Origin of the sequence: Brevundimonas sp. (assembly GCF_004210735.1) — a bacterium.
Classification (GTDB): Bacteria; Pseudomonadota; Alphaproteobacteria; order Caulobacterales; family Caulobacteraceae; genus Brevundimonas.
Genome location: NZ_SDZL01000018.1, coordinates 1 through 12,626 on the forward strand (window position 1 = coordinate 1; position 12,626 = coordinate 12,626).

The following is a 12,626-nucleotide window of genomic DNA, read 5'->3' on the forward strand; positions in this document are numbered from 1 at the left end:
GTTCGTTCCTATGTTGTGTCTGAACCGAAAGAAGTGACGGGGATTTAGCGGCCATGACCGCCAAAGCCAAACCCTCTGAAGCGGCCTCGCCCGAAGCGGCGCTGGACCCCTCGCGCGCCTTGCAACCGCAGGTGCAGCGGGTCAACGAGATGCGCGTGGCGCGGGGCTTCTGGCCCAAGATCACAGCCGTCGCCTCGCGGGTGCCGTTCGCGGGCGAGGCGCTGGCCGCCTTCTTCGCCGCCCGCGACCCCGAGACACCGACGGCGGCCAAGGGGATCATGCTGGGGGCGCTGGCCTATTTCGTCCTGCCCATCGACGCCATTCCCGACATCCTGGTCGGCATCGGCTTCACCGACGACGCCGCGGTGATCGCCGCCCTGCTGGCCGCCGTCGGCTCCAGCATCAAGCCGAAGCACCGCCAGCGAGCCGTCGAAGCCCTGGACCGCCTGCGCAACCGCTAGGCGGGCGGCAGCTGCGGCCCCACGGGGCTGTTCGAGCGCAGCCAGCCGACGATGGACAGGCGGTCCCGTGGCGCATGGGCGGCGACCTGGCTGACAGCATGTCGGGTGGGCACGGTGAACAGGTTCAGGGCGTTGAAAGCGGGGGTCCAGCCGTGTTCGACATGGCCGTCGTCGCCCTGGAACATCAGCACGCCGCCCCAGTCGGCCCGCCAGTCCCGCGTCAGGTTCAGCACATAGGCGTACAGTCGATTCTTGCCCGCCGACAGGTCGTTGTGCGCCGTCAGCAGATGGCCGGGCCGATAGCGCGAGGCCTGGGCGTCGGCGAAGTCGATCCGGTCGTCGCCCGTCACCGCCCGCGCGAAATCCAGAAAGGCGGGCGTGTTCAGAAACGCCAGCACCGCGTCCGCCGCATCGGGCGTGCGGGGCTCATCGCCCCAGTCCTGACCCAGTCGCCGGGTGTCGAACATATACTGCATGCGCGGGGTGTTCGGATCGACGCGCGCCTCGTCGATCCAGCTCTGCTTGTCCGGATCGGCCGCGACCCGGCCGTTCAGCGGCAGTTCGAAGAAGCCGCCCGCCGCGCAGGTCATCTTCCACGCCGTCTCGGCCTCCAGCGTGGCGGCCACGGCCTCGGCCGCGTCGGGCGTCAGGACGTTCAGGATATGCAGACGTCCCCGCGCGGCGAAGGCCTCGCGCAGGGCGGGGATATCCAGGCCGGGCGCCAGGCGGACCTCAGCCGTCATTCGTCCACCGTCACCACGATCTTGCCCAGGGCGCTGCGGTCGCCCAGCGCCTGGATCGCCTCGGCGGCGCGAACCAGCGGGAAGGTGCGGCTGACGCGCGGCCTGATCTTGCCCTCGGCGTAGAAGCGTATCAGCTCGGCCATGTTGGCGGCGTGCGCCTCGGGCTCGCGCGCGACGTGGGCGCCCCAGAAGACGCCGACCACCGACACCGACTTCAGCAGCGTCAGGTTCAGCGGCAGGGCCGGAATCCCCGCCGGGAAGCCCACCACCAGATAACGGCCGTTCCAGTCCATCGCCCGCAGGGCCGGCTCGGCGTAGTCGCCGCCGACCGCATCATAGACCACGTCGGCCCCGTCGCGACCCGTCGCCAGCTTGAACTCCCCCGACAGTTCCTTTTGCGCGGCCTTGTCCATGGCGCCCGAGGGATAGATCAGGCCGTTGTCGGCCCCCGCCTCCAGCGCGAACTCGACCTTGTCGTTGGTCGAGGCGGCGGCGACCACCTTGGCCCCCATCGCCTTGCCCAGTTCGACCGCCGCGACACCGACCCCGCCCGCGGCGCCCAGCACCAGCAGGGTCTCGCCGGGCTGCAGTTTCGCCCGGTCCTTCAGCGCATAGTAGCTGGTGCCGTAGGTCATGATGAAGGCGGCGCCTTCCTCGAAGCTCATGCCGTCGGGCATCCTGATGACCGAGGCGGCGGGCACGGCCAGCCGCTCGACCAGACCCCCCCAGCCGGGCACGGCGATGACGCGGTCGCCCTTGTGCAGGCCCTTGACCCCCTCACCCACCGCCTCGACCACGCCGGCGACCTCGGCGCCCGGCGCGAACGGACGCTGGGGTTTGAACTGGTACTTGTCCTCAATGATCAGGGTGTCGGGGAAGTTGATGCCCACAGCCTTCACCTCGATGACCACCTGGCCCTTCATCGGCGTGGGATCCAGGATGTCTTCGACGACCAGGGTTTCCGGGCCGCCGGGGGTCTTGGACAGGACTGCGCGCATGGGGACTTCGCTTCGGGAGGGACGCCGGTCATGGCGCCGGCCGCCAAGGGACGCTAATCAGCCGCGACCCGCAAGAAAAGCCCCATGGCCACGCTGGCCGCCGGAGACGACGCATGAGCCGATACGCCCTGATCCTGCACGGCGGCGCCGGAGCCCGGCGCGAGCGCAACTATGACGCCGAGGTCGTGCATATGCGCCTGGTCGTCGAGGCCATGCGCGGCCGGCTGGCGGCGGGCGACAGCGCCCTGGACGTGGCGGTCGAGGCGGTGGTGTTGCTGGAGGATTCCGGCCTCTATGTCGCCGGGCGCGGCGCCTCGCCCAATCTGGCCGGGGCTTATGAACTGGACGCCAGCCTGATGGACGGATCGGACCGGCGCGCGGGGGCGGTCGCGGCCCTGCAGGGCTTCCGCAATCCGATCCGCGCCGCGCGGGCGGTGATGGACCGCACGCCCCACGTCATGCTGGCCGGCGAAGGCGCGGCCCTGTTCGCCCATGATCAGGGACTGGACCCCATCGGCGACGAGGCGGCCTGGTTCACCCGCGCCGGTCAGGGCGAGGACAACCATCCGCCCGGCGGGCTCAGCCACGGCACCGTCGGCTGCTGCGTGCTGGATTCGGCCGGGCGGCTGGCTGCCGCCACCTCGACCGCCGGGGTGTTCGGCAAGATGCCTGGCCGGGTCGGCGACACGCCGATCCCCGCCGCCGGAACCTGGGCCGATGACGGCGTCGCCGTCTCCTGCACCGGCCAGGGCGAATATTTCATCCGCGTCGCCGCCGCCGCCCAGACCGGCTGGCGCGTCCGCGCGGGCCAGTCGCTGGCCCAGGCGGCACAGGACGTGATCGACGAAATCGGGGCGATGGGCGGCGACGGCGGCCTGATCGCCCTGGATCGTCAGGGGACCATCGCCACCCCTTTCAACAGCCAGGGCATGAAGCGCGCCTGGCTGACCATCGACGGCGACGTCGGTGTCGAGGTGTTCGGGCGGTGAATTACCGCCTCCCCTCTCCCATCGGGAGAGGGAGAGCGCGCACGGCGGCGTAAGCCGTCGTCCTGGCGCGGTCGGGTGAGGGGTTACGACCTCACCGATTTCAGCGCTGTAACCCCTCACCCTTTCGGCTTTGCGCATCGCTGCGCTCTGCGAGCCTCAAGCCCTCTCCCGCAGGGAGAGGGGAGACAGTGTCTACATTACCGCTCTGTAACGTGCGCCGTCGCTGGCCCCTGTTAGGGTCGCTGAGACCTAATCCGGGCTGTTCAGGACCCAGCAGATGAAACATCGCCTTCTCGCCGCCGTCGCGGCCGCCGCCCTGCTGTCGGGCGCCCCCGCCTGGGCGACCACGCCCGCCGCGCCCGTCGCCGCCACCGCCCCACAGGGCGGGATCGAAGTCCCGCCGCTGGGCTTCCAGAAGCGGACCCTGGCCAACGGCATGGACGTCTATACGGCGCGCGACACCTCGACCTCGAACGTCACGGTCCAGGTCTGGTACCGTGTGGGGTCCAAGGACGATCCGGCCAACCGGTCCGGCTTCGCCCACCTGTTCGAACACCTGATGTTCAAGGCGACGAAGAATTTCCCCGACGAGACCTTTGACCGCCTGACCGAGGATGTGGGCGGGAACAACAACGCCTTCACCTCGGACGACGTCACCGCCTATCACGAGACCATCCCGGCCAATCACCTGCAGCGCCTGCTGTTCGCCGAGGCTGACCGCTTGGGCTCGCTGGTCGTCAACGAGGATGTGTTCAAAAGCGAACGCGACGTGGTCAAGGAGGAGTACCGCCAGGGTGTCCTGGCCAGCCCCTATGGCCGCCTGTTCAGCGTCTTCCTGCCCGAGACCATCTACCAGGATCACCCCTATCGCCGCACCACCATCGGCTCGATCGAAGATCTGGACGCGGCGACCATCGAGGACGTGCGCCGTTTTCACGCCACCTATTACCGGCCGGACAATGCCTTCCTGGTCGTGGCGGGCAATTTCGACCAGACGCAGCTGGACGGCTGGATCGACCAGTATTTCGCCCCGATCAAGAACCCCGACCGCCCGCTGCCGGTGAACAATGTGCAGGAACGCGCGCCCACCGGTCCGCGCGAGGCGACCTTCCACGCGCCCAACGTGCCGCTGCCCGCCGTGGTCATCGCCTATCCGGCCATCGCCTATGGCGACCCGGATCGGGCGGCCCTGACGGTGCTGGACGGCATTCTGTCGACCGGCGAGAGCAGCCGCCTGTACCGCTCGCTGGTGTATGATCAGCAGATCGCCGCCCAGATCGGCTCCAGCCCCGACTTCTCGCAGCAGGCGGGTAATCTGAACGTCTACGCCATCATGGCCGACGGCCAGTCGCCCGATGCCGGCGTCGCCGCCCTGCGGGCCGAGGTCGCCAAATTCCGCGACGCGCCGGTCACCGCCGCCGAACTGGCCGAGGCCAAGAACGAACTGGTCGCCAACGCCCTGCGCGAACGCGAGACGATCGAGGACCGCGCCCGCACCCTGGGCTTCGCCCTGATCATGACCAATGACGCCTCGGTCGCCGACCGCGAGATCGCCGAGATCCAGGCCGTCACCGCCGCCGACATCCAGCGCGTGGCGCGCAAATATCTGACCGACCAGCGCGCCATCACCATCCGCTATCTGAACGCCGAAGAGGGCCAGGCCGTCTCGCAGCAGAAGCTGAACGTGGACGCCCCGGTCAAGGTCGCGGATCTGGCCCCCGTCGGCCAGATTTTCGAGCTTCTGCCGCCGGAACAGCGCACCGCCATGCCCGAGACGGGACCCGCCGTGGCCCCGGTCACGCCGGCGGTCGCCGACTTCCGCCTGGACAACGGTCTTCGGGTTCTGGTCGCGCCCAAGGCGGGCCTGCCGCTGGTGTCGGCCCGACTGTCGTTCGACGCGGGTTCGGCCAATGAGACGGCGGGCAAGGCCGGCGTCGCCGGCCTGACCGCCGCCCTGCTGACCAAGGGCACGGCCACCCGCAGCGCGCCCCAGATCGCCACCGAGATCGAACAGCTGGGCGCCGACGTCGGCGCCAGCGCCGGCGCCGACTTCACCAATCTGTACGCCAACGCTCCGGCCGACGTCTTCCCGCAGACCGTCAGCCTGATGGCCGACCTGGTCCGCAACCCGGCCTTCGCCCAGGAAGAGCTGGAGCGCCAGCGCGACCAGACGCTGGACGGGCTCAAGGTCCAGCTCAGCACCCCCGGGCCGGTCGCGACGCAGACCGCCGGACGCGTCATCTATGGCGACGCCCCGTACGGCGCGCCGGGCGTGGGCACCCTGACCAGCCTGCCGGCCGTGACCCGCGCGGACATCGCCGCCTTCCACGCGGCCCGCTATCAACCGGCGGACGCGACGCTGGTCTTCTCGGGTGACATCACGACCCAGGCCGCCCGCGCCCTGGCCCAGCAGGCGTTCGGCGACTGGCGCCCGGCCGCGCCGACCACGGTTCCCCCCGCCGCCTCTCCGGCGGGCATGACCCTGCCGCCGCGCATCGTCGTCATCGACCAGCCCGGCGCCGGTCAGGCGGCGGTGGTCGCGGCTCTGCGCAGCGTGCCGCGCAACGACCCGGCCTATTTCCCGCTGACGCTGGGCAACACCCTGCTGGGCGGCAGCTTCACCTCGCGCCTGAACCAGGAAATTCGCATCAAGCGCGGCCTCAGCTACGGCACCCGCTCGTCGCTGGGCGTGCGGCGTCAGGACGGCCTGTTCGCCGCCTCGGCCCAGACCCGCAACGACGCCGCGGTCGAGGTGGCCGACCTGATGCTGGGCGAGATCGCGCGTCTGGGCTCGACCCAGCCGTCCGAGTCCGAGATGACCACCCGCAAGGCCATCCTGACCGGCGCCTTCGGCCAGTCACTGGAGACGGTCGATGGACTGGGCGCGCTGGTCGCCAACCTGGCGCTGTATGACCTGCCGATGAGCGACCTGGCGGCCTATGTGTCGAACGTCGAGGCGATCGACGCCGCCGCCATCCAGGCCGCCTTCGCCGACAAGCTGCCGGCCGACCGGGCCAGCCTGGTCATCGTCGGCGACGCGGCCCAGTTCCTGGACGCGCTCAAGGCCAAACACCCCAACGTCGAGGTCATCCCCCTCACCGCCCTCAACCTCGACAGCGCCACGCTGCGCTGACAGTCTACGCCCGCACATCAACGGATGTGCGGGCGCGCTCTGAGGGCAAGGACATGCGATCAACCGCTTTTGGCGGGGCCCTGGCCCTATGCATCGCCTTGTCGGGCCTGGCTCACGCGCAGTCCGATACGTCCAGCGAACTGGATCGCATCCTGTCACTGGTTCAGACCGATCCCGCGGCTGCCCTACCTGCTGCCGAAGCCTTGGCCCAGACCGGCGACGCGGAGGCCCTGAATCTTTTGTCGACACTGCTGTTCGATCCGCCTCAGGACGTCGAGCCCCAACCCGTGAGGGCCATGGCTCTGCTGGAAGAGGCCGTTCACGCGGGGTCCGTCGCGGCCCAGGTGAACCTGGGCGGCCGGCTTCTGCGCAACACGGACAAGGCCGACGACGTCCGTGCGGTCGCGCTTTTGCAGGCAGCAGCGAACGCCCCAGGCGGGACCGGAGCCGATCTTGCGGCGCACCAACTTGGTCTGGCCTATCTGTTGGGAACCGGCGTGCCGCAGGATGAAGCCCGCGGCGTGGAACAACTGCGTCGCGCCATCGCCTTCGATCCCCGCAACCGCGACGCTCACTATTGGCTCAGTCGATCGCTGGAAGGGGGCTGGGGCGTGGCACCTGACGATGCGGCGGCCGTAGAGCACCTCAAGCTCGCCGCCGACCTACAGGACGCCCGTGCGCAATGGGTCCTGGGCATGAGGTTGCTGGGCAACACGAACGGTCATGCGGACCCCGTGACGGCCTACGCCCTGGTTCGCGCTTCGGCGGAGCAGGGCTATGGTCCGGGCATGGTGTCGCATGCCGTCATGCTTGCGACTGGCGAAGGCGTGGCGCCAGACCCGGCGCAGGCGCGGGCCTGGTACGAACTGGCGGGCGCCACCGGCTCGGCACACGCCCTGCGTGGTCTCGGGATGATGTTACTGACCGGCGAAGGCGGGCCGCCGGACGAAGCGCGCGGAGCGGCCCTGCTCGCTCTGGCCGCCGAGGCGCGCGAGCCGATGGCCGTAAAACTTACCGAGCAATTCGCTGCAGAACTGGCGGCCATAAATCCCGCAGCCGTCCAGGCAGAACGCAACGCCTGGGTTCAACGCCACGGCGAGCCGACGCATTAGACCGCCAGACAGACCACCTGGGCGATGCGCAGGTCGCGGCGCAGCGCATCGGCGACGCGGCCGTAGTTGTCGGTGGTGACCGGTTCGCCCAGGGGGCGTTCGTCGGCGCGCTGCTCGCCGCGGATGGCGGGGCCAAAAGTGTCGGGCGAGGTGGTGTAGATACGGCCCCGGCGCGGCGACTCGGCGATGGTCACGCCGATCACCCTGCCCTCGCGGTCCAGCGCCGGCGCGCCCGACAGGCCCGACAGGGCGCCGTCAAGCCCGTCGGTCCGCCCGACCTCGGCCCAGGCCAGCACCGGCTCGTCCCGCTGGCCGCGGCCGCGCACCTTCAGCATTTCCCGACCCAGCAGGCGCGAGGCGACCTCGCCCGGCTTGCCCTGCGGATAGCCGGGGTGGTAGGCGCGCTGCCCCTGGCGCAGGGGCTTGTCCACCGCCAGCGGCAGGGCCGGCGGCCCGCCCTGGGTCAGCAGCAGGGCCACGTCCGCCTTGGGCGCCAGCCGCACATCCGCCGCTACAGCCCGGCCGCCGCCGATCATCAGCGCCGGCTTGCGGCAGCCCTCGACCACGTGGCGGGCCGTGACCCAGCGACCGTCGCCGGCGATGGAGAAGGCGGTGCCCGTCATCGGCTGGAACGGCGTGTCCGGCGCATTGACGGTGACGGATTCGTCGAAAGGCGTGATGGGGCCCAGCAGGGCGCCCTCGATCTCGTCCGGCGGCGTGGGCGCGGGCGGGGCGTCGGCGTTCTCGCGCCGATTCAGCGACACGACCACCAGCACGCCGACCACCGAGGCGTAGATCAGCCAGTCCGGCAGGCGCGGAAAGCGCATCGTCTCAGCCCGTCAGGGCCGCGGCCAGGATCAGCGCGGTCGCCAGCTTGGCCCCGACCAGCACGATGGCCGCCGGCACCTCTCCGTCCTGGATGCGCTGCGGCAGACCGGTCAGCACCAGGTCCACCACGCGGAAGGCCAGCAGTTGCAGCACCACCGTGGCGACGCCCCAGATGGCGATGTCCCGCACCGAGGCCGAGACCGACAGCGACACCGCCAGCGGAATGGCCAGGCCCAGCAGCACCCCGCCAAAGGCCACCGCCGCCGCCGCATTGCCCTCGCGGATCAGGGCGATCTCCTTCCACGGCGTCAGCAGCGCATAGACCAGCGCCCCGCCCATCAGCAGGGCGAAGGTCGCGCCCAGATGCAGCATCATCACCGGGAAGCCCCGGGCGAAGGCCTGGACCTCCGGGCTGGAGAGCACTGCGGTGAGGGACGAACTGTCCATGGCGTCCTGAAAAGGGGGCGAGGATGAGAGGCCGATAAAGGGGAACGTAAGCGAAACAACCCATGCCTGAATCCCGCCGCATTCCGCAAGCGCACGGTGGGCACACTCGGTGACTAAAGGTTACAGGTCACCGTCATTCGAAACGCCCCTGCGAGATTTCGCCAGGGCCGCGCTGTCGCGTTTCAGGGGTTTGGACACAGGGCAGACCTCCTGAACATAGCCGTTCAGGGTGTTGGCCAGGTGATCGGGCGCCAGCGCGTAATGGACGTACTGCCCCTTCTTCTCGCTGGTCACCAGGCCGGCGACCTCCAGCACCGACAGGTGCTGCGATACGGCGGGCTTGGAGATTTCGAACTTGGCCGCGATCTCGCCGGCCGTCAGATCGGCATGGGCCAGATAGGCCAGGATTTTCCGCCGGACGGGACTGGAGAGAGCTTCGAACACGCGCTGCATGGCAGGGTATTTAAGCGATTTGCTAACGACTTGCCAGCCCATCAATTCGGTGGTTAAGTCATTACCTAAATACCTGTTTGAGATGGCCCGATGCACGACCACGATCCCTGCGCGGTGAACAGTCTGATCGAGACGCCCGGTTGCGACCCGTCGGCGCACCGGGTGGTGTGGGACCCGGCCCACTCGCTGTGGAACGGCGGCATGCTGTTCGTCGCACTGGCGTTCGGAGGGATGACCGTCAGCCTGGGCGCCATGGCGATTTTCGTCCTGATGACGGGCGCGACGCTGCTGCTGGGCCATTCGGTCGGGTTTCACCGGCGGCTGATCCACGGCAGTTTTGACTGCCCCCTGTGGCTGGAGCGGACGCTGGCGTGGGTCGGTACGATTGTGGGCATGAGCGGGCCGTTCTGGATGATCCGCACCCACGACCTGCGGGACTGGGCCCAGCGCCAACCGGAATGCCACGACTATCTGGCGCATCGGCGTCCGATGGCGATCGACGCCCTCTGGCAGATGCATTGTCGGCTGGAGTTGGATCACCCGCCGGCGTTCGATATGGGCCGTATCGGGCGCGACCCCTTCTATCGGTTTCTGGAGCGCACATGGATGGTGCAGCAGATCCCGGTAGCGGCGGCGCTGTGGTGGCTGGGCGGCTGGGGCTTCGTGGTCTGGGGCGTCTGCGCCCGCGTGTCGATCAGCGTGGTCGGTCACTGGTTCGTCGGCCATCTGGCTCATCGGCGCGGCCCGCAGACCTGGCTGGTGCGCGAGGCGGGCGTGCAAGCGCACGATGTGCCATGGGCCGCCATCCCGACCATGGGCGAGGCCTGGCACAACAACCACCACGCCTATCCCGGCTCGGCCCGCATCGGCCTCTATCGGGGCCAGAGCGACTGGGGCTTCCGGTTCATACAGGCGCTGGAACGGCTGGGCTTGGCGTGGGACGTGCGAACACCTGAGGCGATGGATGAACGCCGCACAGCGCTGCTGGAGGCCCGCAGATGATCCGGTCATGGCTCTACATAGCCATGAGCTTTCCGCTGGCCGCCATCGCGGCTGGAAGCGTGGTGGGCGTGGAAATGGCTGCATACAGCTTCTTGGACGCCATCACCCAAGGGACGCCTATCCAGGCCACACTCGATTTCAGTGTGCTGGCAGGTGTGATCGCGACCTTGGTGTTTCTGATAGGACTCGTCTTTCCGGGCGGGCTGGTGTGGTTCTGGCTCCACTCAATCCGGCAGACATCCTATCCCGCCGCAGCGTTCGCCGGCGCGGCGGGGGCGGCGGTCGCAGGAATAATTCTGACCGCTTCCCCAACCGGGCCTTACACCTTGTTGATCGTCACGGTGCTGGCCGTTCCGGGCGCTGTCGCGGGGCTGACCATACGTTGGGTCGCCTATCGGCCGATTACGCCGCCTCGACGCCCGCCTGCTCCGCCTTCCTGAGGGCGCTGGCGCGGATCTTTTCGCTTTCGGACTTCAGCTGGCCGCAGGCGGCCAGGATGTCGCGGCCGCGGGGGGTGCGGATGGGGCTGGCGTAGCCGGCCTTGTTCAGAATGGCGGCGAAGCGTTCGATCGTTTTCCAGTCCGAGCACTGATAGTCCGTGCCGGGCCAGGGGTTGAACGGGATCAGGTTCACCTTGGAGGGGATGCCCTCGATCAGCTGGACCAGGGCGCGGGCTTCCTCGGGGCTGTCGTTGACGCCTTTCAGCATGACGTATTCGAACGTCACGCGGCGCGCGTTCGACAGGCCGGGATAGGCCCGGATGCCGGCCATCAGCTGGTCCAGCGGATATTTCTTGTTCAGCGGCACCAGCACGTCGCGCAGGGCGTCGTTGGTGGCGTGCAGGCTGATCGCCAGCATGGCCGCCGTGCGGGTCCCCAGGGCGTCCAGTTGCGGCACGACGCCCGAGGTCGAGACCGTGATCCGGCGGCGCGACAGGGCGATGCCCTCGTTGTCGCTGATGATGTCGATGGCGTTGGCGACGTGGTCCAGATTGTAGAGCGGCTCGCCCATGCCCATGAAGACGATGTTCGACAGGCGGCGGTCTTCCTTGGGCGACGGCCATTCGTCCAGGTCGTCGCGCGCCACCTGGACCTGGGCCACGATCTCGGCCGTGGTCAGGTTGCGGACCAGTTTCTGCGTGCCGGTGTGGCAGAAGGTGCAGTTCAGGGTGCAGCCGACCTGGGACGAGACGCACAGGGCGCCGGCCCGGCCCACGTCGGGAATATAGACGGCCTCGACCTCGATGCCCGGGGCGGTGCGGATCAGATATTTGCGCGTGCCGTCTTTCGACACCTGACGCTCGACGATCTCGGGGCGGGCCAGGGTGAAGGCCTCGGCCAGCTTCGCCCGCGTATCCTTGGCCACGTCGCTCATCAGGGCGAAGTCGGTGACGCCGTAGTGGTGGATCCAGCGCCACACCTGAGAGGCGCGCATCTTGGCCTTTTCCGGCGGACAGATGTCCGCAGCGATCAGCGCCTGGCGCAGTTCTTCCCGCGTCAGACCGGACAGGTTGACGGGGGCCCCGGAAGCGGAGGCCGGGGCGGAAGCGGAAGCGCGCGAAAGGTCGAGCGTGATGCTCAAGGCTGGATATCCTGCGGCGGGGGTGAGCGGCGGCGTCTAGCACAGGTGGGGGCGATTGTCGCCTGCGGCCAGTTTCACCCCCCATGCGCGGGTTGAACGACTCGGCCCGGACGGCTAGAGGGGCGACGTTGGGGAGTAGCTTCCGGCATATCCCAGCCGGGGTCGCGTCAACATACTTGCCCGTTTCGACGGACATGGCGCGACCAGCGGATGACCTCCGCCTAGCGAGACCAGCATGCCACGGGGGCCGAGCCGGCCTGCGCCCGTCGCATGCTGTCGCGCGTCCGGCCGAGTGCGTTGTCCATGACCCCGCTGTCCATCGCCATCCTGTCCGTCAGCATGTCGGCCGACGCCTTCGCCGCCGCCATCGGGCGCGGGGCCCAGCATCGCCCCACCCTGCCCCAGGCCCTGCGCGCAGGGCTGGTGTTCGGGGTCATCGAGGCGATCACCCCGCTGATCGGCTTCGCCCTGGGCGTGGCGGCCAGCGGCTTTGTCGAGGCCGTCGACCACTGGATCGCTTTCGGTCTGTTAGGCGCGGTCGGGGTCAAGATGATCCGGGAGGCGCTGAAACGCGACGAGGCCGCGGAAGACGGCGGCCGTCCGGCGTCACGCGGTCTGCTGGCCCTGGTCGCGACTGCGGTGGGCACCAGTATCGACGCCGGAGCGGTGGGCGTGGGGCTGGCGCTGCTGGACGCCAACATCTGGCTGATCGCGGCCTGCATCGGGGCCACCACCTTCGCCCTGGCGACGCTTGGCCTTCTGATCGGCAAGGCGGCCGGGACGCGGCTGGGCCGGATCGTGGAGCTGGTCGGCGGCGTCGCCCTGATCGCGCTGGGACTGAAGATCCTGCTGGAGCATCTGGGCGTGACCGCCTGACCT

13 protein-coding genes and 1 riboswitch are annotated in these 12,626 nt (G+C 69.1%); of the genes, 7 read left to right on the plus strand and 6 right to left on the minus strand.

Annotation, left to right across the window (positions count from 1 at the left end; genetic code table 11):
- Positions 1-53: 53 nt before the first annotated feature.
- Complete coding sequence (locus EON91_RS05530; RefSeq protein ID WP_292092291.1) at positions 54-461, plus strand: YkvA family protein; 408 nt, start codon at positions 54-56, stop codon at positions 459-461.
- Here the strand turns inward: EON91_RS05530 and EON91_RS05535 are convergent.
- Together EON91_RS05535 and EON91_RS05540 are read right to left on the minus strand one after the other, a co-directional pair.
- A complete protein-coding gene (locus EON91_RS05535) occupies positions 458-1,204 on the minus strand; it encodes a 2OG-Fe(II) oxygenase family protein (protein ID WP_292092292.1) in 747 nt (248 codons plus the stop codon). The genes EON91_RS05530 and EON91_RS05535 overlap by 4 nt on opposite strands.
- Complete coding sequence (locus tag EON91_RS05540) at positions 1,201-2,202, minus strand: NADPH:quinone oxidoreductase family protein (RefSeq protein WP_292092294.1); 1,002 nt, start codon at positions 2,200-2,202, stop codon at positions 1,201-1,203. The genes EON91_RS05535 and EON91_RS05540 overlap by 4 nt, the downstream gene beginning before the upstream one ends.
- A 113-nt stretch (positions 2,203-2,315) precedes the next feature.
- On the opposite strand from EON91_RS05540, the gene EON91_RS05545 reads away from it, so the two are divergent.
- The 3 genes from EON91_RS05545 (at position 2,316) to EON91_RS05555 (ending at position 7,436) form a co-directional block, all read left to right on the plus strand.
- Positions 2,316-3,191, plus strand: a complete 876-nt coding sequence (locus EON91_RS05545; protein ID WP_292092295.1) for an isoaspartyl peptidase/L-asparaginase family protein — start codon at positions 2,316-2,318, stop codon at positions 3,189-3,191.
- 277 nt (positions 3,192-3,468) lie between these two features.
- Complete coding sequence (locus EON91_RS05550) at positions 3,469-6,324, plus strand: pitrilysin family protein (RefSeq protein WP_292092297.1); 2,856 nt, start codon at positions 3,469-3,471, stop codon at positions 6,322-6,324.
- A 53-nt stretch (positions 6,325-6,377) separates the two neighbouring features.
- Positions 6,378-7,436 carry a tetratricopeptide repeat protein gene (locus EON91_RS05555; protein WP_292092300.1) on the plus strand — a complete coding sequence of 353 codons (1,059 nt, stop codon included), beginning with the start codon at positions 6,378-6,380 and terminating at the stop codon, positions 7,434-7,436.
- On the opposite strand, the gene EON91_RS05560 is transcribed toward EON91_RS05555, so the two are convergent.
- The 3 genes from EON91_RS05560 to EON91_RS05570 form a co-directional block, all read right to left on the minus strand.
- Positions 7,433-8,263, minus strand: a complete 831-nt coding sequence (locus EON91_RS05560) for a serine protease (protein ID WP_292092301.1) — start codon at positions 8,261-8,263, stop codon at positions 7,433-7,435. The genes EON91_RS05555 and EON91_RS05560 overlap by 4 nt on opposite strands.
- 4 nt (positions 8,264-8,267) lie before the next feature.
- Complete coding sequence (locus tag EON91_RS05565; protein ID WP_292092303.1) at positions 8,268-8,711, minus strand: DUF350 domain-containing protein; 444 nt, start codon at positions 8,709-8,711, stop codon at positions 8,268-8,270.
- A 120-nt stretch (positions 8,712-8,831) separates the two neighbouring features.
- On the minus strand, positions 8,832-9,164 hold the full coding sequence (locus EON91_RS05570) for a metalloregulator ArsR/SmtB family transcription factor (protein ID WP_292092307.1): 333 nt from the start codon (positions 9,162-9,164) through the stop codon (positions 8,832-8,834).
- Positions 9,165-9,254: 90 nt separating this feature from the next.
- Between EON91_RS05570 and EON91_RS05575 the strand changes: the two genes are divergently transcribed.
- Positions 9,255-10,166 carry an acyl-CoA desaturase gene (locus EON91_RS05575; protein ID WP_292092309.1) on the plus strand — a complete coding sequence of 304 codons (912 nt, stop codon included), beginning with the start codon at positions 9,255-9,257 and terminating at the stop codon, positions 10,164-10,166.
- 23 nt (positions 10,167-10,189) lie between these two features.
- Complete coding sequence (locus tag EON91_RS05580) at positions 10,190-10,606, plus strand: hypothetical protein (RefSeq protein ID WP_292092312.1); 417 nt, start codon at positions 10,190-10,192, stop codon at positions 10,604-10,606.
- Here the strand turns inward: EON91_RS05580 and rlmN are convergent.
- On the minus strand, positions 10,569-11,747 hold the full coding sequence (rlmN, locus tag EON91_RS05585; protein WP_292092314.1) for a 23S rRNA (adenine(2503)-C(2))-methyltransferase RlmN: 1,179 nt from the start codon (positions 11,745-11,747) through the stop codon (positions 10,569-10,571). The two genes, EON91_RS05580 and rlmN, sit on opposite strands and share 38 nt — an antisense overlap.
- Positions 11,748-11,861: 114 nt before the next feature.
- Positions 11,862-11,969: riboswitch (yybP-ykoY riboswitch) on the plus strand.
- 81 nt (positions 11,970-12,050) lie between these two features.
- Between rlmN and EON91_RS05590 the strand changes: the two genes are divergently transcribed.
- Positions 12,051-12,623 carry a manganese efflux pump MntP family protein gene (locus EON91_RS05590; protein WP_292092317.1) on the plus strand — a complete coding sequence of 191 codons (573 nt, stop codon included), beginning with the start codon at positions 12,051-12,053 and terminating at the stop codon, positions 12,621-12,623.
- The last annotated feature ends 3 nt before the right edge of the window (positions 12,624-12,626 follow it).